Source organism: Kitasatospora sp. NBC_00315 (assembly GCF_041435095.1).
Lineage (GTDB): Bacteria > Actinomycetota > Actinomycetes > Streptomycetales > Streptomycetaceae > Kitasatospora.
In genome coordinates, this window is sequence record NZ_CP108025.1 from 3,326,579 (window position 1) to 3,352,767 (window position 26,189).

Here is a 26,189-nt window from a genome sequence, read left to right on the forward strand (position 1 = left end):
GCCATATCATTCACGAAGTATTTCCAGGGATCTCCGAATACCGGACAACATGCCTCGCAATACGACGAGTTGGCCAGCTGTGCACCCGAGAAGAAAGCAAGTGTTCGATCAATATTCCGGGAGTCGTCGCAGCACAGACGGCAGGGCGCGCCCTCCGGTGGAGGACGCGCCCTGCGGCGCTACGCGGGCCGACGGTCAGTCGGGCGGTGTCAAGTCGTTCGACCCGTCCGCCGACCCGGAACCGGGCTCTCCGGGGCCCCGCCCGAGGGGCTCCCCGGACGCCCCGCCCGGGGCGGGGCCGGGCTCGCCTGCGCCCGGGGCGGGGCCGGGCTCGCCTGCGCCCGGGGCGGTCTCCCGCTCCGCGGCACTCCGCCCGATCTCGCGCTCCGCCGCACTCCGCCCGATCTCGCGCTCCGCCGCACTCTGTCCGATCTCGCGCTCCGCCGCGAAGTGACAAGCCGACTCGTGCTTCGCCAGCCCCGTGAGCCAGGAGGGCGCCGCCAGCAGCGGGACCTCGGTCGCGCAGCGCTCCTCGGCCTTCCAGCAGCGGGTGCGGAAGCGGCAGCCCGAGGGCGGGTTGGCCGGCGAGGGGACGTCGCCCGTGAGCACGATCCGGTCACGGGCCTCCCGGGCGGTCGGGTCCGGCACCGGCACCGCGGAGAGCAGGGCCTGGGTGTACGGGTGGGTGGCGTGCTCGTAGATCTCCAGATCGGTGCCGATCTCGACCATCTTGCCGAGGTACATCACGCCGACCCGGTCGGAGATGTGCCGGACGATGGAGAGGTCGTGCGCGATGAACATGTACGACAGGTTGAACTCGCTCTGCAGCTGCTCCAGCAGGTTGATCACCTGCGCCTGCACGGAGACGTCCAGCGCCGAGACCGGCTCGTCGCAGATGATCACCTCCGGCTTCAGCGCCAACCCCCGGGCGATGCCGATGCGCTGGCGCTGACCACCGGAGAACTGGTGCGGGTACCGGTTGATGTACTCCGGGTTCAGCCCCACCACGTCCAGCAGATCCTGGACCGCCTTGCGGCGGTCGCCCTTCGGCGCCACCTCCGGGTGGATCTCGTACGGCTCCCCGATGATGTCGCCCACCGTCATCCGGGGGTTCAACGAGGTGTACGGGTCCTGGAACACCATCTGGATGTTGCGACGCACCGCCTTCAACCCCGCGCCCGACAGGTGGGAGATCTCCTCGCCCTTGAAGCGCACCGAGCCACCGGTGGCCGGCTCCAGGTTCATCAGCACCTTGGCCAGCGTCGACTTGCCGCAGCCCGACTCCCCCACGATGCCCAGCGTCTCGCCCTGGACCAGGTCGAAGGAGATCCCGTCCACCGCCTTGACGGCGCCCACGTGCTTCTTGAACAGCACCCCCTTGGTGAGCGGGAAGTGCTTCACCAGATCACGGACTTCGAGGATCGGCTCGCCGCGCGGCACGGGCTGCGCGAACGCGATCTCCTCCGGCACCGCCGCGCCCAGGGCGCTGGCCCCGTTAGCCATGGAGGGTCTCCTTCCAGAAGAAGCACGCACTGCCCCGGCCCGGCTGCTCCACGCCCTCGTCGTCGGTGACGGGGAACAGTGCGGGCACCTCGGCCCGGCAGACGTCCTGCGCCCTCGGGCAGCGGGGGTTGAACGCGCAGCCCGGCGGGATCCGCAGCAGGTTCGGCGGCAGGCCCTTGATCGCGTAGAGCTCCTGGCCCTTCTGGTCCAGGCGCGGGATGGAGTCCAGCAGGCCCCGGGTGTACGGGTGCGCGGGGTTCGCGTACAGCTCGTGCACCGGCGCGGTCTCGACGATCCGGCCCGCGTACATCACCGCGATCTTGTCCGCGACGTCCGCAACCACGCCGAGGTCGTGGGTGATCAGGATCAGGCCCATGTGGTACTCGGCCTGGAGCTCCGCGAGCAGGTCCATCACCTGGGCCTGGACGGTGACGTCCAGCGCGGTGGTGGGCTCGTCCGCGATGATCAGATCCGGCTCCAGGGCCAGCGCCATCGCGATCATGATGCGCTGCCGCATACCGCCCGAGAACTGGTGCGGGTAGTCGCCCACCCGGTCCTTCGCGGCGGGGATCCGGACCCGGTCCATCAGGTCGACGGCCTTGGCCTTCGCGTCCTTGCGGGAGGCCCCGGTGTGGGCGCGGAACATCTCGCCGAGCTGGAAGCCGACGGTGAGCACCGGGTTCAGCGAGGAGAGCGCGTCCTGGAAGATCATCGCGATCTTCTGGCCGCGGATCCGGCGCCGCTCCTCCTTGCCCATCGTGAGCATGTCGCGGCCCCGGAAGCGGATCTCGCCCTGCGGGATCCGGGCCGGCGGCATGTCGAGGATGCCCATGATCGCCTGGGCGGTCACCGACTTGCCCGAGCCGGACTCGCCCAGCACGGCGAGCGTCTCGCCGGCGCTGACGCTGTAGTTGACCCCGTTGACGGCGCGCGCGACGCCGTCCCTGGTCACGAACTCCACGTGCAGGTCCCGGACGTCGAGCAGCGGCCCCTCGTAGGGCGCCTCCCGGCCGGGCTTGGTGGTGTCGACGGCAGTGGTCACGATGCGTCCCCTCGCTCAGCGCAGCTTCGGGTCGAGGGCGTCGCGCACCGCATCGCCCAGCATGATGAAGGCCAGCACGGTGATCGACAGCGCGGCGGCCGGGAAGAACAGGACGAACGGGGCGGTACGGATGACCTTCTGGGCCGAGGAGATGTCGATGCCCCAGGAGATGGTCGGGTCCTGCAGGCCGATGCCAAGGAAGCTCAGCGTCGCCTCGGTGGCGATGTACCCGCCGAGTGCGATGGTGGCGACCACGATCACCGGGGCGATCGCGTTCGGCAGGATGTGCCGGAACATCAGCCGGCTCGTGCCCGCGCCCAGCGCCTTGCCCGCCACCACGTAGTCGGACTGTTTGACGGTCAGCACGGCGCCGCGCATCACCCGGGCGATCTGGGTCCAGCCGAGGACGGCGAGCGCGATCACCACGCTCCACACCGTCCGGGCGTGGAAGGCGCCCAGCAGCACCAGGGCGCCGAGCAGCAGCGGGATGCCGAAGAAGATGTCGATGATCCGGGAGATCACCGCGTCGACGGTGCCGCCGAAGTACCCGGCCACCATGCCGGTCAGGCCGCCGAGCAGGGTGACGCCGGCGGTCACGCAGATGCCGACGGTGATCGAGGCACGCGCACCGTAGACCACCCGGGCGTAGATCGAGCGGCCCTGGCCGTCGTAGCCGAACCAGCCGCCGCCGAAGAAGTCCGTCCAGTCCGGCCGCTTGAGGTAGTTGTTGACCAGGTTGGCGGCGCGCGGATTGGTGTCGGTGAACAGTCCGGGGAAGATCGACATGATCACCAGGAGCAGGATGAGCACGGCCGAGATCAGGAAGATCGGCCGCCGCCGCAGATCCCGCCAGGCGTCGCCCCAGAGGCTGCGGGCCTCCTCGCGTTTGGCCGGGTCCGGCTCGATCAGCGTTTCCTCTTCGACTGCCCGGCCCTGCTCGCCCGCGTAGTCCAGGTGGTCGAGTCCGGGCTTGGGATGCCGCTCGAATCCGCCCTCGTCGTGGATGTCAGGCATAACGGATCCTCGGGTCCAGGACCGCGTAGAGCAGGTCCACGATGAGGCTGGCGACCAGGTAGACGATCACCAGGACGGTCACGATGCCGACCACGGTGGGCCCCTCCTTCTGCCTGATCGCCCGGTACAGGACGTTGCCGATGCCCTGGACGTTGAAGATGCCCTCGGTGACGATCGCGCCGCCCATCAGGGCGCCCAGGTCGGTGCCGAGGAAGGTGACCACCGGGATGAGCGAGTTGCGCAGCAGGTGGCGGGTGATGATCGTGCGGCGCGGCAGGCCCTTGGCGGTCGCCGTGCGGATGTAGTCGGCCCGCAGGTTCTCGCCGATGGAGGTGCGGGTGAGCCGGGCGACGTACGCCAGCGAGAGTGAGCCGAGGACGATGGCCGGCAGGATCAGCTGGGACAGGTCCGTGGAGTCCTGCACCGTCGGGGTGACCCAGCCGAGATTGGTGGCGAAGATCGTCTGGGCGATGTACGCCAGCACGAAGACCGGGATCGAGATCACCACCAGGGTGAGGACCAGCACCAGGGTGTCCGGGATGCTGCCGCGACGCAGGCCCGAGACCACGCCGAGGGTGAGGCCGACGACCAGCTCGAAGACGAAGGCCATCAGCGCCAGTCGGATGGTGACCGGGAACGCGTCCGCCATGATGTCGGTGACCGAGCGGCCGGTGAAGCTCGTCCCGAAGTCGCCCTGGAACAGGTTGCCCATGTAGTGCAGGTACTGCTTCCAGACCGGCTGGTCGAGGTAGTACTGGTGCCGCAGGTTGGCCACCACCGCCGGGTCCGCGGCCTTGTCGCCGAACAGCGCGGCGATCGGGTCGCCCGGCAGGGAGTAGACCATCAGGAAGATCAGCAGTGTCGAGCCGAAGAACACCGGGATCATCTGCAGCACTCGCCGGAGTACGTAGCTGCCCATCGCGCCTCCTTCCGAGAGGACTGAGTGCCTGGGCCCCGCCCTCCGTGCGGGGAGGACGGGGCCGGCGGGGGTGGGGGCCCCTTCTGCCCGGCGGGCCCCTCCCTCCCGGATGGCGGGAGGAAGGGAGGGCGTGGAGGGAGGGTCAGCCCTTGACCTCGACCTCGGTCCAGGCCGGGTTGCCGAAGGAGTCGAACGTGACGTTCTGGACGTTGGTGGAGAAGCCGGAGTTCGTGCGGTAGTACCAGAGCGGGATGGCCGGCATGTCCTGCTGGAGCACCGCCTCGGCCTGCTGGTATCCGGTCGCCGAGGCCTGGATGCTGTCCGCCTGGTCGGCCTGGGTCGCCAGCTTGTCGAACTCGGGGCTGCTGTAGCCGAAGTCATTGGACGCGGCGCCGGTGCGGTAGACGTCGGCGAGGAAGTTCGCGTTCAGCGGGTAGTCCTGCACCCAGCCGGTACGGAAGGCGCCGGTGACGGTGTGGCCGGAGATGGCGGCCCGGGCCGTCTTGAAGTCGACCTTCGGGTCGCCGGCGCAGTCCACCCCGGTGTTCTGGCGGATCGAGTTGCAGACCGCGTCGACCCACTCCTTGTGGCCGCCGTCCGCGTTGTAGGTGATGGTCAGCTTGTTCCCGGGGACGCCGCCGCCCTCGGTGATCAGCTGCTTCGCCATGGTCGGGTTGAAGGTGCAGAAGTTCCCGCAGTTGCCGGCCTTGTAGCCCTCGACCCCGTCGGCGACCCACGCCGAGGCGGAGGCGCGGGAGCCCTGCAGCACCGTCTTGGTGATGGTGTCGCGGTCGATCGCCATCGAGAGCCCCTGACGGACCTTCGCCTTGTCCGCCCCGGCCCAGTCGGGCTGGTAGAGCGGGAAGCCGATGTTCTGGATGGCGCCCTGCGGGGAGTCGACCGCACGGTCGCCGAGGTCGTTCTTGTAGGTCGCCAGCGCGGACGGCGGCACCTGGTCCATCACGTCCAGGTTGTTGGACTGGAGGTCCGCGTAGGCAGCCTCGGCGCTGGTGTACATCTTGAAGACGACACCGCCGTTCTTCGGCTTGTCCACACCCTGGTAGTTGGCGTACGCCTTCGTCACGACCTGCGAGTTGTGGGCCCAGCTGACGAACTGGTACGGCCCGTTGCCCACCGGGTTCTGGCCGGCCGCCGCCGGGTCGTTGTAGAAGCTGTCCGGCAGCGGCGAGAACGCGATGTAGCCCAGCTTGTACTCGAAGTACGAGACCTTGGTGGTCAGCTTGATGGTGAAGTGGGTGTCGTCCACGACCGTGAGACCGGACATCTTGTTCGTGGTGGGCACCCCGCTCTCCGGGTGGACGTCCTTGTAGCCCGCGATGTCGGAGAACCACGAGCTGCTGAGCTGGTTGTTGCTGGTGGTCGCGGCCCAGTTCCAGGCGTTGACGAAGTTGCTCGACTTGACCGGCGTGCCGTCGTGGAACGTCCAGTTGGACTTCAGCGTCACGTTGAAGGTCTGCGAGTCACTGGTGTCGATCGAGTCCGCCACCTGCATCCGCAGCTTGGCGTTGCTCGGGTCGTAGTCGACCAGGCCCTTGAAGAGGTTCTGCAGGATGCGACCGCCACCGACCTCGTTCGCGTTCGCGGGTTGGAGCGGGTTCTGCGGCTCACTGCTCTGGTAACTGAACGTCTTGGTGGCGTCGGACGAGCTGCTCCCGCCTCCCCCGCTGCTGCCACACCCGCTGGCCACCAGGGCCACGGACGTCGCGCCGGCGAGGACCCATCGAACACGGGGGGTGGCTGCGGGCATGGAGGTCCCTCCTCAAGGGTGTCTGTCGCATCACACCCCATGAGAAGCGCGCGGTAACGGCGGCGCGAGCCGGATACCGCCGGATGGGTGCAGCAGACTCACCGTCAGGTGTCCTCGTGGCGCCGCCGTGCCCTCGGCCGTGCCTCCCCGCCCGGAAAACCCGAAGGACCCGCGGCGCGAGGCCGCGGGTCCTTCGGGTCGGGCGGGGTCAGGCGGCGGCCACCGCCGTGACCTCGGCGAAGTGGCAGGCGGAGTCGTGCGCCGCCGGGCCGTCCAGCAGCGACGGCACCGTGAGCAGCGGGACCTCGGTCGCGCAGCGGTCCTCGGCCTTCCAGCAGCGGGTGCGGAAGCGGCAGCCCGAGGGCGGGTTGGCCGGCGAGGGGATGTCCCCGGAGAGGATGATCCGCTCGCGGCCCTCGCGGCCGGTCGGGTCCGGCACCGGCACCGCGGAGAGCAGGGCCTGGGTGTACGGGTGGGTGGCGTGCTCGTAGATCTGCTCGTCGGTGCCGATCTCGACCATCTTGCCGAGGTACATCACGCCGACCCGGTCGGAGATGTGCCGGACGATGGAGAGGTCGTGCGCGATGAACATGTACGACAGGTTGAACTCGGTCTGCAGCTGCTCCAGCAGGTTGATCACCTGCGCCTGCACGGAGACGTCCAGCGCCGAGACCGGCTCGTCGCAGATGATCACCTCCGGCTTCAGCGCGAGGCCCCGGGCGATGCCGATGCGCTGGCGCTGACCGCCGGAGAACTGGTGCGGGTACCGGTTGATGTACTCCGGGTTCAGCCCCACCACGTCCAGCAGATCCTGGACCGCCTTGCGGCGGTCGCCCTTCGGCGCCACCTCCGGGTGGATCTCGTACGGCTCCCCGATGATGTCGCCCACCGTCATCCGGGGGTTCAACGAGGTGTACGGGTCCTGGAACACCATCTGGATGTTGCGACGCACCGCCTTGAGCGCACCGCCCGAGAGCTTGGAGATGTCCTCGCCCTTGAACAGCACCTGACCGGAGGTGGCCTGCTCCAGGTTCATCAGGACCTTGGCCAGCGTCGACTTGCCGCAGCCGGACTCGCCGACGATGCCCAGCGTCTCGCCCTGCTTGAGGTCGAAGCTGATGCCGTCGACCGCCTTGACCGCGCCGACCTGCTTCTTGAAGAGGATGCCCTGGGACAGCGGGTAGTGCTTGACCAGGTCCTTGACCTCCAGGATGGGCTCAGCCATGGAGGGTCTCCTTCCAGAGGTGGCAGGCGCTGCGGCGGCCGGCGATCTCGGCGCCGTCCTTGTCCGTGACCTGGTGCAGAGCCGGGATGTCGGTACGGCACAGGTCGGTGGCCACGTCACAGCGCGGGTTGAACGCACAGCCGGCCGGCACCTTCAGCAGGTTCGGCGGCAGGCCCTTGATCGCGTAGAGCTCCTGGCCCTTCTGGTCCAGGCGCGGGATCGAGCGGAGCAGGCCCTTGGTGTACGGGTGCGCCGGGTTCGCGTACAGCTCGTGCACCGGCGCGGTCTCGACGATCCGGCCCGCGTACATCACCGCGATCTTGTCCGCGACGTCCGCGACCACGCCGAGGTCGTGGGTGATCAGGATCAGGCCCATGTTGAACTCGGCCTGGAGCTCCGCGAGCAGGTCCATCACCTGCGCCTGGACGGTGACGTCCAGCGCGGTGGTGGGCTCGTCCGCGATGATCAGATCCGGCTCCAGGGCCAGCGCCATCGCGATCATGATGCGCTGGCGCATACCGCCCGAGAACTGGTGCGGGTAGTCGCCCACCCGCTGCCTCGCGGCCGGGATCCGGACCCGCTCCATCAACTCGATGGCCTTGGCCTTCGCCTCCTTGCGGGAGGCGCCCTGGTGCACCCGGAACATCTCGCCGAGCTGGTAGCCCACGCTCAGCACCGGGTTGAGCGAGGAGAGCGCGTCCTGGAAGATCATCGCGATCTTCTGGCCGCGCAGCTTGCGGCGCTCCTCGTTGCCCATCTTGAGCATGTCCCGGCCGCGGAAGAGGATCTCGCCCGAGGTGACACGACCCGGAGGCATGTCGAGGATGCCCATGATGGTCTGCGCGGTGACGGACTTGCCGGAGCCGGACTCGCCGAGCACGGCGAGGGTCTCGCCGGCCGAGACGGAGTAGTTCACGCCGTTGACGGCCTTGGCGATGCCGTCCCGGGTGACGAACTCGACGTGCAGGTCCTTGACCTCCAGCAGCGGGGTGCCGGGGGTGAGGCGCCCGCTCGCAGGGGCGGTCTGTGGGTCAGTGACGGTGGTCATGATGCGTCCGCCTCTCAGCGCAGCTTCGGGTCGAGGGCGTCGCGGACCGCGTCGCCGAGCATGATGAACGCCAGGACCGTGACGCTCAGCATGCCCGCGGGGAAGAACAGGACGAACGGGGCGGTACGGATCGCCTTCTGGGCCGAGTTGATGTCGATGCCCCAGGAGATGGTCGGGTCCTGCAGACCGATGCCCAGGAAGCTCAGCGTCGCCTCGGTGGCGATGTACCCGCCGAGTGCGATGGTGGAGACCACGATCACCGGGGCGATCGCGTTCGGCAGGATGTGCTTGAGCAGGATCCGCCGCGTACCCGCGCCCAGCGCCTTCGCGGCCGTCACGTAGTCGGCCTGCTTGACGGTGATGACCGAGCCGCGCATGACGCGGGCCATCTGGGTCCAGCCGATCGCGGTGAGCGCGAAGACCACGCTCCACACCGTGCGGTCGGTGAAGGCGTTGAGGATCACCAGGCAGCCGAGCAGCAGCGGGATGCCGAAGAAGATGTCCGTGACGCGGGACAGCAGGGTGTCGATCCAGCCGCCGAAGTAGCCGGCGAGCATGCCGACCAGGCCGCCGACGACGGTCACCGCGGCGGTGACGCAGATGCCGACGATGATCGAGGCGCGCGCGCCGTGCACCACCCGGGAGTAGATGGAGCGGCCCTGGCCGTCGTACCCGAACCAGTCACCCTGGAAGAAGTGGGTGTAGTGCGGGTGGGTCAGGTAGTGGGCGCGCAGGTCGCCGGCGCGCGGGTCCACCGAGGTGAACAGGCCCGGCGCGATGGTCATCACGACCAGTACCAGGATCAGCGCGGCCGAGATCAGGAAGATCGGCTTGCGCCGCAGCTCCTCCCAGGCGTCCGAGCCGAGGCTGCGGGCCTTCTCGGCCTTGACCGGGGCGTTCTCGGGCGATCCGGCCTGGGCCGGGATCTTCGCGTTCTTCTCGATCACGTCAGGCATACCGGATCCTCGGGTCCAGGACCGCGTAGAGCAGGTCGACGATCAGGCTGGCGAACAGGTAGACGAGGACGAGAACGACCACGAACCCGACGACCGTCGCGCCTTCCTTCTGGTTGATCGCGCGGAACAGCGCGTTCCCGACACCCTTGACGTTGAAGATGCCCTCGGTGACGATCGCGCCGCCCATCAGGGCGCCGAGGTCGGTGCCGAGGAAGGTGATGACCGGGATCATCGAGTTGCGCAGGAGGTGGGTGCCGATGATCCGGCGGCGCGGCAGGCCCTTGGCGACCGCCGTGCGCATGTAGTCCGCGCGGACGTTCTCCACGATGGAGGTACGGCTCAGCCGGGCGACGTACGCGAGTGACAGCGAGCCCAGGACGATGGCGGGCAGCAGCAGCTGACCGAGGTTCATCGAGTCCTGCACGGTGGGCGTGACCCACTTCAGCTGGTCCGCGAAGATCGTCTGGAACAGGTAGCCGAGCACCGGGACCGGGATCGAGATCAGCAGCAGCGTCAGGACCAGGGTGCCCTTGTCCGCCAGCTTGCCGCGCTTCAGACCGGCCATCAGGCCGAGCGCGACACCGAGGACGATCTCGATGCCGAAGGCCATCAGGGCGAGCCGGATGGTGACCGGCATGGCCTCGCCGATGACGTCGCTGACCTGGCGGCCGGAGAGCGTCTCGCCGAAGTTGCCCGTGAACAGGTTGCCCATGTAGTGCAGGTACTGCTGCCAGAGCGGCAGGTCCAACCCGAACTTGTGCTTCAGTGAAGCGAGCTGAGCCGGATCCGGCTGCTTGTCGCCCCACATCGCCCGGACTTGGTCACCCGGCAGCGCGTACACCATCAGAAAGATGAGCGCGGTCGTACCGAGGAACACCGGGATCATCTGGAGCAGTCGCCTCGCGACAAAGCGCCCCATCATGCCTCCATTGCGTGGTCGGCGTGGAAGCGGCCGGTGCCGGCCCCCTCCCTTGTGGGGAGGGGAGGCCGACACCGGCCGTCGCCTTCACATTGCTGGCCGGGGTGAACTGCTACAGCCCCGGCGGGCCGAGTGGAATCGGCGGATTACTTCTTGACCTCGACCTGGGTGAACACCGGGTCGCCGAAGGAGTCGAACTTGACGTTCTGGACCTTCTTGTCCCAGCCCGAGTTGGTCTTGTAGTACCAGAGCGGGATGGACGGCATGTCCTTGGCCAGGACGGCCTCGGCCTCGCCGTAGAGCTCGGTGGTCTTGTCGATGCTGGCGGCCGCGTCGGCCTCCTTCGACAGCTTGTCGAACTCCGGGCTGGAGTACAGCGAGTCGTTCGCCGAGGCGCCGGTTCCGTAGATGTCACGGAGGAAGTTGGCGTTGATCGGGTAGTCCTGCTGCCAGGCGGAGCGCATGATGCTGGTGACCTTGTGACCGTCGATCAGGTCACGGGCCGACTTGAAGTCGGGCTTCGGGTCGCCGACGCACTCGACGCCGGTGGCCTGGCGGATCGAGTTGCAGACCGCGTCGACCCACTCCTTGTGACCGCCGTCGGCGTTGTACAGGATGGTGACCTTGTTGTCCGGCACGCCGCCGCCGGCCGCGATGAGCTCCTTGGCCTTGGCCGGGTTGTAGGTGCACGCGTCGCCGCAGGCACCCTTCTTGTAGCCGGCCACGCCCGGGGCGACCCAGCTGTCGGCCGCGGCACGCGAACCGCCGAGCACCGTCTTGGTGATGGTGTCGCGGTCGATGGCCATCGACAGGCCCTGACGGACCTTGGCCTTCTCCGGCGCCTTCCAGGCGTCGTTGTACATCGCGAACGCGATGGAGGTGATGCCACCCATCGGCTGGTCGACGGCCCGGTCGCCCAGGTCCGTCTTGTAGTTCGCGAGGTCGGTCGGGTCGACCTGGTCGAGGACGTCCAGGTTGTCCGAGGTGAGGTCCTTGTAGGCGGCCTCGGCGGCGGTGTAGTTCTTGAAGACGATGCCGCCGTTCTTCGGCTTGTCCAGGCCGGCGTACTTGTCGTACGTGGCGAGGGTGACGGCCTTGTTGTGCTCCCACGAGACGAACTTGTAGGGGCCGTTGCCGATCGGGCTCTCGCCGTACTTGGCCGGGTCGGTGTAGAACACCGTCGGCAGCGGGGAGAAGGCCGTGTAGCCGAGCTTGTACTGGAAGTACGAGACCGGGGCGGTCAGGTCGATGGTGAAGTGGGTGTCGTCGACGACCTTGAGGCCGGTCATCTTGTCGGCGGTCGGGTCACCCTTCTCCGGGTGCACGGCGTCGTAGCCGGCGATGTCGGAGAACCAGTTGCTGTTGACCTGGTTGTTCTTGGTGTTGGCGGACCAGTTCCAGGCGTCGACGAAGGACGCGGCGGTCACCGGGGTGCCGTCGTGGAAGGTCCAGCCCGACTTCAGGGTGACCGAGTAGTGCTGGGCGTCGGTGGTGTCGATCTTGTCGGCCACCTGGTTGCGCAGCTTGCCGTCCGCGGGGTCGTAGTCGACCAGGCCGCGGAAGAGGTTCTTGACGATGCGGCCGCCACCGACCTCCATGGCGTTCGCGGGCTGCAGCGGGTGCTGCGGCTCGCTGCCCTGGTAGCTGTAGACGCCCTGGGCGTTGACCGCACCGTCGGAGCTGCTGCTGCCGCTGGTCGAGCCGCTGCCACAAGCGGTTGCGGCGAGGGCGACAGCAACAGCTGCAACGACCCACTTGGCCTGGCTGGCACCGCGCATCGGTGTGCCTCCTGAAATCTGTGTTGCAAACGTGGAGAGCACCGGGGGGAGTGGCCGGCGACTGTGCCTGGCCGGCGGTGCTTCCTCGCTCGAGGTTCGGCGCGCACCCCTGCGCGTAACCCTTGCCCGAGCCTGACTGCACCCACTATCCGTCACACACGGATACGAAAGCGACGAATACGGATCTCAATTAGGTCACATGAACGGTCGGTAAGTTTCGAAAATCGGACATATAAGACATAGGCAGACAGGTATTAAACGGACAGTTGTCATGAATGACGGGTTGTCACGTTCGCTCAGCGGACGCTCAGGCGTGGTAGCGGTCATTCCGCTCCTACGCGCGTCGACAGCGGACCGTTAACAGACACCGTTCACTTAACAGGCGCAAGACGGTTAACGGCGCCGGGCGGCCGGGCCCCCGACGGGTCGCGCCGGCCCCGCTCGGGGCAGCGCAAAGGCCGCCGCCCCTCGACCCGTGACGGGTGGAGGGGCGGCGGCCCGGGCGCCGCGAGGCGGCGCCGACGGCGTCCTGGCGGACGTCAGTTCTTCTTGGCGCGCGAGGCCGTACGGCCGCGCTCCTTCTGGTCCAGGACGACCTTGCGGATACGCACGGTCTCCGGGGTCACCTCGATGCACTCGTCCTCGCGGCAGAACTCCAGGGACTGCTCCAGCGAGAGCTTGCGCGGAGGCACCAGGTTCTCGGTGGTGTCCGAGGAAGCCGCACGCATGTTGGTGAGCTTCTTCTCCTTGGTGATGTTGATGTCCATGTCGTCCTGGCGCGAGTTCTCGCCGACGATCATGCCCTCGTACACCTCGGTGGTGGGCTCGACGAAGAGCGTGCCGCGCTCCTGGATGCCCATCATCGCGAACGGCGTCACGACGCCCGCGCGGTCGGCCACCAGCGAACCGTTGTTGCGCATCCGCAGCTCGCCGAACCACGGCTCGTGGCCCTCGAAGATGCTGTGCGCGATGCCGGTGCCACGGGTGTCGGTCAGGAACTGGGTCCGGAAGCCGATCAGGCCGCGCGACGGGACGATGAACTCCATGCGGACCCAGCCGGAGCCGTGGTTCGTCATGGTCTCCATACGGCCCTTGCGGGTCGCCATCAGCTGGGTGATCGCGCCGAGGTACTCCTCGGGGCTGTCGATGGTCATCCGCTCGACCGGCTCGTGGGTCTTGCCGTTGACGATCTTGGTGACGACCTGCGGCTTGCCGACGGTCAGCTCGAAGAGCTCCCGGCGCATGGTCTCGACCAGGATGGCCAGCGCCAGCTCGCCACGGCCCTGGACCTCCCAGGCGTCGGGGCGCTCGGTCGGCAGCACGCGGAGCGAGACGTTGCCGACCAGCTCGCGGTCCAGGCGGTCCTTCACCATGCGGGCGGTGACCTTGTGGCCCTTGCCGCCCTTGCCGACCAGCGGCGAGGTGTTGGTGCCGATGACCATCGAGATGGCCGGCTCGTCCACCGTGATCAGCGGCAGCGCGATCGGGTTCTCGATGTCGGCCAGGGTCTCGCCGATCATGATGTCGGGGATACCGGCGACGGCACAGATGTCACCGGGGCCCGCCACCTCGGCCGGCTTGCGGGTGAGCGCCTCGGTCATCAGCAGCTCGGTGATCTTGACCTGGGCGATCGTGCCGTCGCGCTTGATCCACGCGACCTGCTGGCCCTTGCGCAGCTCGCCCTGCTCGACGCGGCAGAGCGCGATGCGGCCGAGGAAGTTGTCGGCGTCCAGGTTGGTGACGTGCGCCTGGAGCGGGGCGTCCTCGTCGTAGACCGGGGCCGGGACGTGCTCCAGGATGGTGGAGAAGAACGGCTCCAGCGAGTCGCTGTCGGCCGGCACGGTGCCGTTCTCCGGCTTGGTCATCGAGGCGACGCCGTCACGCGCACAGGCGTAGACGATCGGGAACTCGATCTGCTCCTCGGTGGCGTCGAGGTCCAGGAAGAGGTCGTAGGTCTCGTTGATGACCTCGTCGATCCGGGAGTCCGGACGGTCGGTCTTGTTGATGCAGAGGATGACCGGGAGCTTGGCGGTCAGCGCCTTGCGGAGCACGAAGCGGGTCTGCGGCAGCGGGCCCTCGGAGGCGTCGACCAGCAGAACGACCGCGTCGACCATCGACAGGCCGCGCTCGACCTCACCACCGAAGTCGGCGTGGCCGGGGGTGTCGATGATGTTGATCGTGATCGGTGCGCCACCCTCCTTGGGGTGGTACTTGACGGCGGTGTTCTTCGCGAGAATGGTGATGCCCTTCTCGCGCTCCAGGTCGTTGGAGTCCATCATCCGGTCGTCGAGGTGCTGGTGGGCGGCGAAGGCGCCGGCCTGCTTCAGCATGGCGTCGACCAGCGTGGTCTTGCCGTGGTCGACGTGGGCGACGATGGCAACGTTGCGGATGTCATTGCGCGTGGGCATGCGGAGCGGATTCTCCCGGAGTCGTGGGTTACGGCGCCCGGCTGCGTGACGCCGACCTGCGATCCCTGTTGATCGCCGCCGCCCGTTCCGCCTGCTACTACCGGTCCACCCGCCGGGCAGACACGCCACGGCTTACTCCTATGGTACTGGGAACCACCCAGCTCGGCCGAAACGGCCGTTCGGCCCCGGCCCCGGGGCACGCGTCACCGGTCTCCCGCGGTGGTCACGGCGGTGGCGCCGGCGGCTCGGTCAGGACGTCGCGAGGAATCCGAGGTCCTGGTAGCGGGGCTCGGCGAAGCCGTACGCCCCCGCGCCGGCCACCCCCGTGCGCACGGCCACCAGGTCGGGTCGCTGGTAGAGCGGGACGGAGTGGCCGAGCTCCCAGATCCGGGTGTCGGCCTGCTGGAGCAGCGACTGCCGGGCGGAGGGGTCGAGCTCGGCGGCGGCCCGGTCGAAGAGCAGGTCGATCTCCTGCGTCCCGGTGCGGGCGTAGTTGGATCCGCTCTGGGCGGTTCCGTCCGGGCCGGGCTGCGGCTTGGCGTAGACGGCGCGCTCGGCGGTGGCCGGCGAGGCGCTGGCGGGCCAGGAGAACAGGGCGAGGTCGTAGTCGCCGGTGGCCAGGTGGCCGCTGACGAAGCCGTCGGCGGCCACCGGCTGCGGGTGGACGGCGATGCCGTCGGCGGCCAGGTCCGCGGCCAGCGCGTCGGCGGTGCGGCGGGCGGTGGCCGAGCCGTCGGGCAGCAGCAGGGTGAGCGACAGCTCCTTGCCGTCCTTGCCGCGGGTCCCGGAGCCGGCGCTCCTCCAGCCCGCCTCGTCCAGCAGGCGCCCGGCCGGGGCGTCCCCGATCGCGGCGCTGTCGTCGCGGTATCCCTCCTGGTCGGCCGCCAGCAGGTGGTTGCCGAGGGCGACGGCCGGCAGGCCCAGCGGGGTGAGCGCGGCCTCCGCGATCTTCTGCCGGTCGACCGCGCGGGCCACCGCCCGGCGGACGGCGGGATCCACCAGCGGACCCCGGGTCGCGTTCAGGGTGAGCTCGGTGAGGGCCGGGGCGGCGGCCCGGTGCAGGGTGAGACCGGGCAGTGCCTCGGCCCGCTCGAGGGCCTGCGCGGAGGCGGTGGTCAGGGCGACGCCGTTGGCCGCGTCCGGCGGAGCGGCCGCCACGGCGGTGGCCGAGGCGGACGGGACGACCGTGGGCGGGGCGGACGGAACGGCCGTGGGCGAGGCGGTCGCGGCCTTGGGCGAGCCGGACGGGGTGACCGTGGGCGAGCCGCCGGCCGACGACGGGGCGGTCGCGGCCGGGGTGCCGGCGGGGAGCTGCGCGGTGGCGCGGTCGACCGCACCGGTCAGCGCGGCGATGTCGAGCTTGCCCTGGTCCAGGGCGTCGAGCCGGGCTGCCGGGGGCACCGCGAGGAAGTCCAGCCGCTCCGCCTTCGCGGTGTCGCCCCACCACGCGGGGTTGCGGGTCAGTTCGGCCCGGCCCGCCGCCGCGTCGTAGCCGGTCAGCGCGAAGGGGCCGGCCGAGGTGTGGAAGTCCGCGGCGAGCGGTTTGTTGAACGCGTCCGGGGAGGCGGTCGCGGCGGCCGGGTAGAGCGGGCTGAACAGGGCGCGCCACTCGGCGTACGGCTGCTTGAAGGTGACCTTGACCTCGTGCGCGTCGGCGCCCGGGGTAACCGAGTCGATCGCGTCGTACCCGGCCGTCCGGTTGGCGTGGTAGGCCGGCTCGGCGCCGTTCAGGGCCCCGCGCTGGGCGACGAAGTCGGCGGCCGACAGCGGGGTGCCGTCGCTCCAGAGGGCCCTCGGGTTGAGCCGGTAGGTGACCACCTGCGGCGACTGCCCGGGCGGGGTCGACTCGGCGGAGGCCAGGTAGTCGGGATCGGGGGTGAGGCGGGCGTGGTCGTCCGTCCGGAACAGCGAGGGCAGCACGGCCCTGGCCAGCAGTTCGGAGTCGGCGGTGGCCTCGGGCTGGTAGACGTTCAGCGTCGTGGGGACGGCGTCCACGGCCCAGCGCAGGGTGCCGCCGTCGCGGATGGCTGCCCGGTCGGCGGCGCTGACGTCGGAGACGGCCTTGGCGGCGGGGGGCGGCGAATCGTCCGAGCAGCCGGCCACGGAGGTCGCGAGGAGCAGCATGGCGGCTGCGGCGGTGAACTGGCGGGCGCGCATGCTCGTCTCCGTCGGGTTGCCGGGCGGCCCGGGAAGCCCGGACCGGGGCACCACTCAACGCGACGGGGGGCCGGGGCGGGCGCCGACACGGCGGCCGGGTGCGGCGATGCACCCGCGTGGCGGACAACCGGCCCGGTGCGGCGGGGCTCAGAGGCTGAGCTCGAACCAGACGATCTTGCCCTTGGGCGTCCGGCGGCTGCCCCAGCGCTCGGCCAGCAGACTGACCAGCTGCAGCCCGCGGCCGCCCTCGTCGGTCTCCTGGGCCCGGCGGCGGCGGGGCTGCGCGTACCCGTCGTCCCAGACCTCGCAGACCACCGTGCGGTCGCGCAGCAGGCGCAGCCGGATGTCGCCGCGCCCGTGCCGGAGCGCGTTCGTCACCAGCTCGCTGACCAGCAGTTCGGTGGTGTCGACCAGCTCCTCCAGACCCCGGACGAGCAGCCAGCTGCAGGCGAGTTCACGGGCCTTGGCGACGGAGGTCGGTTCGGGCGGCAGCCGCCAGTCAGCGACGGCGTCCTCGGGGAAGGAGTGCACCTTGGCCATCAGCAGCGCGATGTCGTCCTCGCCGTGGTGCGGGTTGAGCTCGCCCAGGACGTGGTCGCAGAGGTCCTCCAGATCCTTGGATCCCGCCGACAGCGCGACCCGGAAGGCCCGCAGGCCCTCGTCCAGCTGGTGCTTGCGGGACTCGACCAGGCCGTCGGTGTACAGGCCGAGCAGCGCGCCGTCGGGGAGGGTGAGTTCGACCTCCTCGAAGGGCTCGCCGCCGACGCCCAGGGGCAGGCCGGGGGGCACGTCGAGCATCCGGGCGGGCTCGTCCGGGCTGAGCAGGACCGGCGGCAGGTGGCCGGCGTTGGCGAAGACGCAGCGCCGGGTGACGGCGTCGAAGACCGCGTAGACGCAGGTGGCGAGGTAGACCTCGCGGGCCTCCTCGTCGGCGGGCGAGGTGAGCCGGCCGTACGGGGTGGGGCTCGCGGCCGGCGCGGAGTCGTCGCCCAGGCCCCGGGCGATCTCGTCGAGGGCGGTGAGCACCTCGGCGGGGTCGAGGTCGAGCATCGCCAGCGTCCGTACGGCGGTGCGCAGTTGGCCCATCGCGACGGCGGCCCGCAGGCCGCGGCCCATCACGTCGCCGATCACCAGCGCGGTGCGGTTGCCGGGCAGCGGGATGATGTCGAACCAGTCGCCGCCGACCTCGGTGTTGTTGTTGCTGGGCAGGTAGCGGCAGGCGATCTCCAGGCCGCTGGCGGCCGGGTTGCCCGGGGGCAGCAGGCTGCGCTGGAGGATCAGCGCGCGCTCGTGCTCGCGCCGGTAGAGCCTGGCGTTGTCGATGCAGACGGCGGCGCGGGCGACCAGTTCCTCGGCGATCGCGACGTCGCGGGCGTCGAAGGGCTCGCTACCGATCGCGCGGGAGAGCTGGACCAGGCCGAGCACCTGGTCCCGGGCGACCAGCGGGACGATCAGGGTGGAGCGCAGCAGCGGGTCGCGGCCGGGCTCGGGGATCACGCTGCGGCCGGTGCGCAGGGCTCTGGCGTGCGGGGAGCGGCGCGGGTAACAGAGCGTGCCGCCGGCCTCGGCCACCGGGAAGCCGCCGGTGGAGCCGAGCACCGAGGAGGCGCCGCCGACCACGCTGGAGACGGCGACCCGGCGCAGTTCGCCGCAGCCGTCCGAGACGCTCTCCCCCAGCCGGCCGGCCCGCGGGGTGGACTCGCCGACCAGCAGCGCGGTGTAGAGGTCGACGCTGGCGAGGTCGCAGAAGGGCGGGACGACGACGTCCAGCAGCTCCTTCGCGGTGGTCTCCAGGTCGAGGGTGGAGCCGATGTGGGCGCTGGCCTCGTTCAGCAGTGCGAGGTTGCGCCGGACGCCGTCGGCCTCGCGTTCGGCGACGTGCCGGCTGGTGACGTCGGAGACCTGCCCGGCCACGCCCATCGGCCGGCCGCTCGCGCCGTTGAGGCGGTACAGCGAGATCGCCCAGAGCCGGTTCCCGTCGACCGCGGGAACGCCGTGGAAGCGCAGGTCGAACACCGGCTCGCCGGTCTCCAGCACCTTGCGCAGGGCGCCCGCCAGGCGGTCGGCCTCGGACGGCGGGAAGAGGTCGTGCGGGGTGAGGCCCTCCAGGTCGGCCGGGACGAGGCCGACGCCCGCCGCGAAGGCGTCGTTGACGCGCTGCAGTCGCAGCCGCGCGTCGAAAAGGATGAACCCGGTGGGGGTCTGCCCGAAGACCGCCTCGGAGGCGGCGAGGTCGGTCTCGATCCGGCGCAGCCGCCCGAGATCGACGGCCAGACCGGTGGCACCGGCGGCGGGCAGGGCGCTGTCCGGCATCAGGTAGAGCTCGGCCAGGCCCTCGGCGCCGGCGGCGTCGCGGTAGGGCGCGGTGCCGACCCACTCCTCGCCGCCGAGGATGCTCTCCAGCCGGGCGCGGCCGCGCTGCCACAGTTCGCGCGGGACGAAGGTGGTGATCGGGTCGGTGCCGACCGCCTCGGCGGCGGGCAGACCGAAGAACTCGGCGGCGCGGTCGCTCCACTGGCTGATCCGGCCGTCGGCTCCGATCGCGAAGGTGGCGACCCGGATGTAGTCGTAGATGGAGCCCTGTTGACCGTGGCCCCACTGGTGTCGGGCGCCCGGCAGTGGCCTGGGCAGGCCCGGGGCAGTGGACTGCCCGGGCACGGCGACATGACCGCTGCTGCTCGGCGCGTTCCGCGCCGGGGTGCTGTTCAACGGACCGACCCCTCCAACCCGCGACCGTCCGGATGTCGAGAAGACCGAGTATTCATCATCCGGGGGTGGGCGCACACGCCCTCAACATCACAACATCAGATCGGGTGGAGGTTTTCGTGCCACCGCCCGCGCAACCACAATGCCACGCTCGCGCCCCCTCCCGGAGTGTGCGCTCCGCCCGACCGCTCCCCCGCATGTCATGTCCCGTTCTACTCGCGTCACGTCTCGTCCGGGTCCATACCCGTGAGGGCCTGTTCGAACCAGACGACCTTGCCGATCCCCTCGGCCCGCGCGCCCCAGCGCAGGGCGAGGCGGCGGACCAGTTCGAGGCCCCGGCCGCCCTCGTCCGCCTCGGCGGCGTGCCGCTCCTTGGGCGGGTCCGGCAGCGGGTCGGAGATCTCGACCAGCAGGGTGTCGCCGAGCGTCAGCCGCACCCCGATCGGCGCGCTCGCGTACCGGACCGAGTTGGTGACCAGCTCGCTCACCAGCAACTCGGCGGTGTCGGTGAGCCGTTCGATGCCCCACTCCGCCAGCGTGGCGCGTACCAGCCGGCGGGCCCGGGAGACGGCGGTCGGCTCGGCCGGCAGCGTCCAGCCGGCCGTCGGGGTGCCCGCCTGGCCGTGGCCGAGCCGGGCGAGCAGCAGCGCGACGTCGTCCGGCTCGCGGCCCTGCTCCATGGTGCCGAGGACGGCCTCGCAGGCCTGCTGGATCGACGCGTAGGGCTCCTCCAGCACGGTCAGCAGCCGGCCGAGGCCGACGTCCAGGTCCTTGTCCCGGGACTCCACGAGTCCGTCCGTGCACAGGGCCAGCAGGCTGCCCTCGGGGATCTTCAACTCGATCGATTCGAAGGGCACCCCGCCGACCCCGAGCGGCGCGCCGGAGGGCAGGTCGAGCACCCGGCCGACGCCGCCGGGCAGCGGGCCGCCGGTGTGGGTCGGCTCCTCGGCCGGCTCCCGGGGAACGATCAGCACCGGCGGGATGTGCCCGGCCTTGGCGACCACCAGCCGGGCGGTGGCCGGGTCGAAGACGGCGTAGATGCAGGTCGCGAGCAGCGCCTCGTCCGGGCTCTGGGCGAGGTCGTCGGTGAGCTCGTGGACGTGCCGCAGCAGGACGTCCGGCGGCAGGTCCAAACCCGCCAGGGTACGGACGGCGGTGCGCAGCCGTCCCATCGTGGCGGCGGCCCGCAGTCCGTGGCCCATCACGTCGCCCACCACCAGGGCGGTGCGGTCGCCCGGCAGCGGGATGACGTCGAACCAGTCGCCGCCGACCTCGGTGCCGATGCTCCCCGGTACGTAGCGGTAGGCGACCTCGACCCCGGTGGGCTGCGGGACCTGCTGCGGGAGCAGGGTGCGCTGCAGGGTCAGCGCGGCGGTCCGCTCGCGGGCGTACAGCCGGGCGTTGTCGAGCGAGCTGCCCGCCCGGTCGGCCAGTTCGACCGTGAAGGCGAGGTCGTCGCGGTCGAAGCCCTCGCGGTAGCCCGCCCGGCTGACCAGCAGCAGGCCGATCACGATGCCCCGGGCCCGCAGCGGCACGACCAGCATGCCGTGCACACCCAGGTCGTGGGCGGCCTGCATCTTGGGGTCGCCCGGGTAGGTGACGTCGTTCAGCTCGTCCGTGCCGGAGAGCAGCTCCGGCACGCCGGTGCGCAGCACGCGCCCGCAGGAGGAGTCCTCGGCGAAGGTGATCCGGGCTCCGCGGCGGAGCATCACCTCGACCTCCGGGCCGTCCTGCACCGAGGCGGTGCCGAGCTGGAGCAGGGAGGTGCGGCGGTCGTGGCCGTGCCGGGGCAGGTCGTCGCCGTGGGCGACGGCCTGCAGGAGGATCACCGCGGCGTGGTCGCTCAGCCGGGGCACGACGGCGCTCGCCAGCTCCTGGGCGATCCGGGAGGCGTCCAGCAGGTCGCCGACCCGGGAGCCGAACTCGTTGAGCAGCGAGAGCCGGCGGCGCGCGTGCTCGACCTTGGCCACCGCGCGGTAGCGCTCCGTCACGTCCATCACCGTGCCGGAGATGCCGAGCACCCGCCCGGACCGGTCGGTCATCCGGCTGTAGGAGATCGAGCGGAAGCCGCCGCGCGCGGTCACCGGGGAGGCCAGCGTCACGTCGATGACCGGCTCGCCGGTGGCCAGCACCTGGCGCTGGATCGCGGTGATCTCGTCGGCCGCCCGCTCGGGCAGGGTCTCGCCGGTGGTGCGGCCGACGTGCTCCTCCACGGTGACGCCGTTCATGTCGGCGAGGGTCTGGTTGACGGCGGTGTAGCGCAGGTCGGCGTCGAGCACGGCGATGCCGAGCGGGGACTGCTCGAAGAGGGCGTCGCGGACCGCGAGATCCCGTTCGACGGCCCGGACGATCCGCGCCTCGGCCAGCGCCACCTGGAGGAACGGCGTGCCGTCGCCGTCCACCAGCAGCGAGATCCTGGCCTCCACCGGGACGCCGGCGCCCTCCCGGTGCCGCAGCTCGGCCAGCCCGTGCCACCGCCCGGTGCGAAGCGTCTCCTGGATGGCCGCCCTGGTCCGCACGACCTGGGCGTCGTCGTCCAGCAGCTCGTCGATCCGGCGGCCCACCAGCAGCTCGCTCGGCCAGCCGAGCAGCTCTTCGGCGGCCGGGCTCCAGAGCACCACCCGGGCGGAGGTGTCCAGGATCGCGATGGCCACCTTCACCACGTCGAACAGGCTGCCCTGGGTGTGCTCGCCGAAGCGCTCCGGCACCGGTGCGAGGGCCGGGAACGGCATCGCCGGCCTGCCCCGGGTGCTCGGGCCCGGCGGGCCGGCGTGCACGATCGGGAGGGTCTGCCGGGCGCCCGCGTCGACCTCCCGGCGGCGGGCGGCGGGGCCCCGCGCCCGGCCCCCGAGGCGCAACCGGGCGCGGGCCGCGGCGCTGCCGGTGGCCCGGGTCCGGGCCGGGCCGCCCCGGCGGCCGATGCCCGCACGGAGCGGCTGGAGCGGGGCGGCGGCCTGCGGACCGGGGACGGGCGGGACGGGGCCGGGCGGGACGGGGCCGGGGGCGGGCGGGTGCCACGGCTCCCGTCGGGGAAGGCCCTGGGCTCGCCGCTCACCCTCGCCGCTACCCGTACTCGCCACGGACGGGGCCTCCGCCTCTAGGGATGCGCGCCTCGGCGGGGTGCCGTGGCGCGGACTGCCGTGACCGGCCCTGCTCGCGACCGGCCCTGGCCACGATCGGCGGCGCCGTAGGGGCCGGTTCACCGATGGTGACGAATGCTGCCGAAAAGTGACATACCCAACAGAAACCAAGGCTATCCCGGCCGGTCGAACGTCTCTTCCGATTGACCTGCCTGGCCTAGCGGAACCGCCCTCCCGTCGAACGGCCCGCACGGGCCCGCACCGGTGCGCAGGACGGCGCAGGACGGCGCAGGACGGCGCAGGACGGCGCCCGGTGCCGGCCGGTGCGCGTGAGGTGCGGGCGGGGCACGCCGGTCCGGCGGCGGTCAGCCCGCGGCGAGCAGCCGGGCCACGTGCGGGAGGACGGCTCGGTCGTGCTCCAGCCATTCGACGTCCGCGAGTTCGCCGGGCCCCAGCCAGCGCAGTTCGGAGTGGTCCTCCAGGGGCTGCGGCTCGCCGGACAGCAGCTCGGCGGCCCAGAACCGCAGCTCCAACCCGGCCCGCACCGTCCAGCTCCCCGGGAGCTGCTCCAACGCCCTGGCCCGGACACCGAGTTCCTCCAGCAGCTCGCGCTCCAGCGCCTGCTCCTCGGACTCCCCGGGCTCGGCCTTCCCGCCCGGGAACTCCCATCGCCCGGCGACCTCGGGCGGAGCGCTGCGCCGCGCGGCCAGCACCCGGCCCTGGTGGATGAGCGCGCCGCCGACGACGATCCGGTTCTCCATGGCGACGACCCTATGCGGCCCGGGCCTCGACCCGGGCCATCTGCCGGCGCGCCTCGAACTCGGCCGCCGGCCGCTCGGCCGCCTCCCGACCGAGGCCGTCGGCGGCCAGGAAACGGTTGCCGTCGTCGTCCCGGCTCATCACGCGGTGGGTCCCCAGGACGGCGAGGGTGGCGGGCCCGGCCCGCGTGGGGGTCGGGCCGGGCCCCGCAGCGGCGACGCTACGCGGACCCGGCTACCGGCAGGTACGAGGCGGGTTAACAGCACGTTAGGCGCCGCGGTGCGGGCAGGACCGTCAGACCTGGAGGTCGCCCGGGCGCTCGCCGGTGGCCAGCCCGAGTGCCGCCCGGACGGCCCTGGCCTGGACGGTCGACCGGCTCACCCGGTCCGTCCCCGCCCGCACCTTCGCCTCCACCTCGGCGTCGGACGCCGCGGCGGCCGCCTGCCAGGCCGCGACGGAGTCCTTCTTCCCGGCGATCATCGCGTCCACGGCGCCCTTGGCGGCGTCCGGCCAGGTGACCGCGGCCAGCTTGTCGGCCTCGTCCTGGGTGGCCCGGGCCATCATGGCCGCCCACAGCCGGTAGTCCTCGGGCGCGTCCGCCACCTCGTCCAGCGGCATCGCGTCGACGGCCTCGTTGAACGGCGCGACCGCCTGGAGGTAGCCGAGCTGCGCGGCGGTCAGGGTGGCGCGGTCGGTCCGCAGCGTCCCCCGGTGCAGGGCGTCCGAGTCCTCCAGGACACAGGTCAGCAGGCCGCCGGAACTCTTCCAGCTGTCCTCGGTCGGGTAGAGGTAGGTCGCCTCGACGCCGTCCGGGATCGCCCAGTCGTCCAGGACGTAACCGGCCAGGACGGGCGCGCAGAGCTTCTCCGCCACCCGGCTGATCTCGTCCTGGCCCGGGTAGCCGCCGCCGGTCGCGGCGGGGATCCGGACGGTTCCGGCCACCTCGCTGTGGTGCGGCAGCGTGCACGGCACCTTCGCAACCCAGGCCACCTCCTCGCTGTCACCGCGCGATCCCGCCGACGGGTTGTAGCAGTCCCCGGCGGCGAGTTGCTGCCAGGAGCTCGCGCCGCGCGGGGCGAACGGCCGGTTGTTCCCGGCGGAGTCGTCGGCGACGGCGCCGATCACCACCAGCGCGGTGAGCAGCATGCCGAACACCGAGAGCAGCAGACCGGCCACCGCGAGGCCCCGGCCGCGCTCACGCCGCTTGTGGATCTGCACCAGGGCGATCACCCCGAGCACCACGGCGACCGGCCAGGCGCAAATCAGCCCGGCCGCCAGGGCGCCGATGGCGAAGCCGTTGGTGCGCTGCGGCGGGTAGGCGTACATGCCCGGGTAGCCGGAGACCGCGCCCGGGGTGACGGCGGCCCAGCCACCCTGACCGCCCCAGCCGCCGCCCTGGCCGCCCCAGCCCGGTCCGGCACCCGGGCCCCACGGGCCGCCGCCCCAGGGGCCGGGTGCGGCGCCCGGCTGCTGCCCGGGCAACCCGGCGGGCACCCCCTGGCCGACCGGCACGCCGGGCCCGGCCGGCGGGTGGACGGCGAACGGCTGGACGGCGGGCGGCGGCTGGACGGCCTGCCCCTGACCGGGCGGCGCCCAGGGGTCGTAGGGCTGCAGCACGGGGGGCACGGGCCGGGCGGAGGGCACTGCGTCGGCCTGCGCCTGCGCCGGCACCGGCTCCGCCCGGGACGGCGCAGGAGATGGCGCGTCAGCCGGCTCGGATGTCACGGGCGGTGCTTCGGCGCCCGCCCCGGGCTCGCCGTCGGGCCCGGGGGCGTCGGGCACGGACTTCGACAAGCTGGGTGACACGTGGGGCTCCCCCGACCCGCCGGTCGCGGGCACCAGTTCGACTGCTGACGGAGGCGCGACTCTATCGGATCGCCCCACCCCTCGCCCCACCCCTCGCCCCACCCCCGCCCGGCACTCCGTCCGTCCCCGTCCGACCCGGCCCGCACCGGCTCCGGCGGCCTCAGACCCGGGCCAGCAGCTCCCCGTGCAGCACCGCGAACCAGCCGTCCTCCGAGCCCGCCCACTCCCGCCAGGCCGCCGACATCCGCTCCAGGTCCTCCTGCTCGGCGAAGCCCTCCGCCAGGGCGGCCCCGGCGATCGACGACTTCAGGATCCGGTCCGCCCACAGGCCGCCCCACCAGTCCCGCTGCTCGGCCGTCGCGTACGTCCAGGTGGACGAGCTCGCCTCGATCCCGGTGAAGCCGGCCGCCCGGGCCCAGGACAGCAGGCGCCGGCCCGCGTCGGGCTCGCCGCCGTTGGCCCGCGAGATCCGCTGGTACAGCGCCGCCCACTCGTCCATCCCGGCCGGCCGGGGGTACCAGGTCATCGCGGCGTAGTCGGCGTCCCTGGCCGCCACGGTGCCGCCCGGCGCCGTCACCCGGCGCATCTCGCGCAGCGCGGCCACCGGGTCGGCCACGTGCTGCAGCACCTGGTGGGCGTGCACCACGTCGAACTCGCCGTCCTCGAAGCGCAGCCGGTGGACGTCGGCGACCTCGAACACCACGTTGTCCAGCCCGCGCGCCGCGACGAAGGCCGCGGCCTGCTCCAGCACCTCGGCCGAAGTGTCCACCGCGACCACCCGTCCGCTCGGGCCGACCAGTTCGGCCAGGTCCGCGGTGATCGTGCCGGGTCCGCAGCCGACGTCCAGCAGTACCTGGCCCGGGCGCAGCGAGGGCACCAGGTAGGCCGCCGAGTTGGCGGCCGTACGGGAGCGGTGCGACCGCAGCACGGACTCCTGGTGGCCATGGGTGTAGGCGTTCTGACGTTCGGTCATGGGGTGCCCCCTCGGGTGGCGATCGGCTGTTCCGACATCTCCGACCGTACTGGTCGTCTCGCTCGTTGAGAATATTCGTCTCACATAAAGAGACGCCCTCGATAAAACCTGCTGCGGGACCGGGCTCC

At 71.3% G+C, this 26,189-nt stretch carries 18 protein-coding genes; all 18 read right to left on the reverse strand.

The genetic code is table 11. The features are described 5' to 3' along the window. Positions 1-195: 195 nt before the first annotated feature. Positions 196-1,503, reverse strand: coding sequence for an ABC transporter ATP-binding protein (locus OG823_RS13310; protein WP_371479713.1), 1,308 nt, complete (start codon positions 1,501-1,503; stop codon positions 196-198). Next, on the reverse strand, positions 1,496-2,545 hold the full coding sequence (locus OG823_RS13315; RefSeq protein ID WP_371479714.1) for an ABC transporter ATP-binding protein: 1,050 nt from the start codon (positions 2,543-2,545) through the stop codon (positions 1,496-1,498). The genes OG823_RS13310 and OG823_RS13315 overlap by 8 nt, the downstream gene beginning before the upstream one ends. A gap of 15 nt (positions 2,546-2,560) precedes the next feature. After that, positions 2,561-3,559, reverse strand: coding sequence for an ABC transporter permease (locus OG823_RS13320; RefSeq protein WP_371479715.1), 999 nt, complete (start codon positions 3,557-3,559; stop codon positions 2,561-2,563). Then, positions 3,552-4,478, reverse strand: coding sequence for an ABC transporter permease (locus tag OG823_RS13325; RefSeq protein WP_371479716.1), 927 nt, complete (start codon positions 4,476-4,478; stop codon positions 3,552-3,554). Before OG823_RS13325 ends, OG823_RS13320 begins: the two co-directional genes overlap by 8 nt. A gap of 142 nt (positions 4,479-4,620) precedes the next feature. Next, the gene (locus OG823_RS13330) at positions 4,621-6,246 is read right to left on the reverse strand and encodes an ABC transporter substrate-binding protein (protein WP_371479717.1); all 1,626 of its coding nucleotides are present in this window, start codon (positions 6,244-6,246) and stop codon (positions 4,621-4,623) included. Between the two features lie 208 nt (positions 6,247-6,454). Beyond that, positions 6,455-7,471, reverse strand: a complete 1,017-nt coding sequence (locus OG823_RS13335; RefSeq protein ID WP_371479718.1) for an ABC transporter ATP-binding protein — start codon at positions 7,469-7,471, stop codon at positions 6,455-6,457. Then, positions 7,464-8,519 (reverse strand): ABC transporter ATP-binding protein, encoded by a 1,056-nt coding sequence (locus tag OG823_RS13340; protein WP_371479719.1) that lies wholly within the window; start codon positions 8,517-8,519, stop codon positions 7,464-7,466. Before OG823_RS13340 ends, OG823_RS13335 begins: the two co-directional genes overlap by 8 nt. Before the next feature lie 14 nt (positions 8,520-8,533). Continuing rightward, complete coding sequence (locus OG823_RS13345) at positions 8,534-9,475, reverse strand: ABC transporter permease (protein ID WP_371479720.1); 942 nt, start codon at positions 9,473-9,475, stop codon at positions 8,534-8,536. Continuing rightward, positions 9,468-10,394 carry an ABC transporter permease gene (locus tag OG823_RS13350; protein ID WP_371484464.1) on the reverse strand — a complete coding sequence of 309 codons (927 nt, stop codon included), beginning with the start codon at positions 10,392-10,394 and terminating at the stop codon, positions 9,468-9,470. The genes OG823_RS13345 and OG823_RS13350 overlap by 8 nt, the downstream gene beginning before the upstream one ends. A gap of 146 nt (positions 10,395-10,540) precedes the next feature. Further along, positions 10,541-12,172 (reverse strand): ABC transporter substrate-binding protein, encoded by a 1,632-nt coding sequence (locus OG823_RS13355; protein ID WP_371479721.1) that lies wholly within the window; start codon positions 12,170-12,172, stop codon positions 10,541-10,543. A gap of 539 nt (positions 12,173-12,711) precedes the next feature. Continuing rightward, entirely contained in the window at positions 12,712-14,580 is a 1,869-nt protein-coding gene (typA, locus tag OG823_RS13360; protein ID WP_371479722.1) for a translational GTPase TypA, read from the reverse strand. A 249-nt stretch (positions 14,581-14,829) separates the two neighbouring features. Further along, positions 14,830-16,737: an ABC transporter family substrate-binding protein gene (locus OG823_RS13365; RefSeq protein ID WP_371479723.1), complete on the reverse strand. Its 1,908-nt coding sequence runs from the start codon at positions 16,735-16,737 to the stop codon at positions 14,830-14,832. 147 nt (positions 16,738-16,884) lie between these two features. Further along, a complete protein-coding gene (locus tag OG823_RS13370) occupies positions 16,885-19,446 on the reverse strand; it encodes a SpoIIE family protein phosphatase (protein ID WP_371479724.1) in 2,562 nt (853 codons plus the stop codon). Between the two features lie 218 nt (positions 19,447-19,664). Further along, positions 19,665-22,523 carry a SpoIIE family protein phosphatase gene (locus OG823_RS13375; protein WP_371479725.1) on the reverse strand — a complete coding sequence of 953 codons (2,859 nt, stop codon included), beginning with the start codon at positions 22,521-22,523 and terminating at the stop codon, positions 19,665-19,667. A 365-nt stretch (positions 22,524-22,888) separates the two neighbouring features. After that, positions 22,889-23,284 (reverse strand): NUDIX domain-containing protein, encoded by a 396-nt coding sequence (locus OG823_RS13380; RefSeq protein ID WP_371479726.1) that lies wholly within the window; start codon positions 23,282-23,284, stop codon positions 22,889-22,891. 10 nt (positions 23,285-23,294) lie between these two features. Beyond that, a complete protein-coding gene (locus OG823_RS13385; protein WP_371479727.1) occupies positions 23,295-23,423 on the reverse strand; it encodes a hypothetical protein in 129 nt (42 codons plus the stop codon). A gap of 153 nt (positions 23,424-23,576) precedes the next feature. Then, positions 23,577-24,908: a DUF4190 domain-containing protein gene (locus tag OG823_RS13390; RefSeq protein WP_371479728.1), complete on the reverse strand. Its 1,332-nt coding sequence runs from the start codon at positions 24,906-24,908 to the stop codon at positions 23,577-23,579. 340 nt (positions 24,909-25,248) lie between these two features. Further along, a complete protein-coding gene (locus OG823_RS13395) occupies positions 25,249-26,061 on the reverse strand; it encodes a methyltransferase domain-containing protein (RefSeq protein ID WP_371479729.1) in 813 nt (270 codons plus the stop codon). Positions 26,062-26,189: the final 128 nt, after the last annotated feature.

Excerpts from the sequence above, each read along its gene's own strand:
- OG823_RS13310 (WP_371479713.1), bottom strand. The coding sequence starts at position 1,503 with ATGGCTAACGGGGCCAGCGCCCTGGGCGCGGCGGTGCCGGAGGAGATC.
- OG823_RS13320 (WP_371479715.1), bottom strand. The coding sequence starts at position 3,559 with ATGCCTGACATCCACGACGAGGGCGGATTCGAGCGGCATCCCAAGCCC.
- OG823_RS13325 (WP_371479716.1), bottom strand. The coding sequence starts at position 4,478 with ATGGGCAGCTACGTACTCCGGCGAGTGCTGCAGATGATCCCGGTGTTC.
- OG823_RS13330 (WP_371479717.1), bottom strand. The coding sequence starts at position 6,246 with ATGCCCGCAGCCACCCCCCGTGTTCGATGGGTCCTCGCCGGCGCGACG.
- OG823_RS13335 (WP_371479718.1), bottom strand. The coding sequence starts at position 7,471 with ATGGCTGAGCCCATCCTGGAGGTCAAGGACCTGGTCAAGCACTACCCG.
- OG823_RS13340 (WP_371479719.1), bottom strand. The coding sequence starts at position 8,519 with ATGACCACCGTCACTGACCCACAGACCGCCCCTGCGAGCGGGCGCCTC.
- OG823_RS13345 (WP_371479720.1), bottom strand. The coding sequence starts at position 9,475 with ATGCCTGACGTGATCGAGAAGAACGCGAAGATCCCGGCCCAGGCCGGA.
- OG823_RS13350 (WP_371484464.1), bottom strand. The coding sequence starts at position 10,394 with ATGGGGCGCTTTGTCGCGAGGCGACTGCTCCAGATGATCCCGGTGTTC.
- OG823_RS13355 (WP_371479721.1), bottom strand. The coding sequence starts at position 12,172 with ATGCGCGGTGCCAGCCAGGCCAAGTGGGTCGTTGCAGCTGTTGCTGTC.
- typA (WP_371479722.1), bottom strand. The coding sequence starts at position 14,580 with ATGCCCACGCGCAATGACATCCGCAACGTTGCCATCGTCGCCCACGTC.
- OG823_RS13365 (WP_371479723.1), bottom strand. The coding sequence starts at position 16,737 with ATGCGCGCCCGCCAGTTCACCGCCGCAGCCGCCATGCTGCTCCTCGCG.
- OG823_RS13380 (WP_371479726.1), bottom strand. The coding sequence starts at position 23,284 with ATGGAGAACCGGATCGTCGTCGGCGGCGCGCTCATCCACCAGGGCCGG.
- OG823_RS13385 (WP_371479727.1), bottom strand. The coding sequence starts at position 23,423 with ATGAGCCGGGACGACGACGGCAACCGTTTCCTGGCCGCCGACGGCCTC.
- OG823_RS13395 (WP_371479729.1), bottom strand. The coding sequence starts at position 26,061 with ATGACCGAACGTCAGAACGCCTACACCCATGGCCACCAGGAGTCCGTG.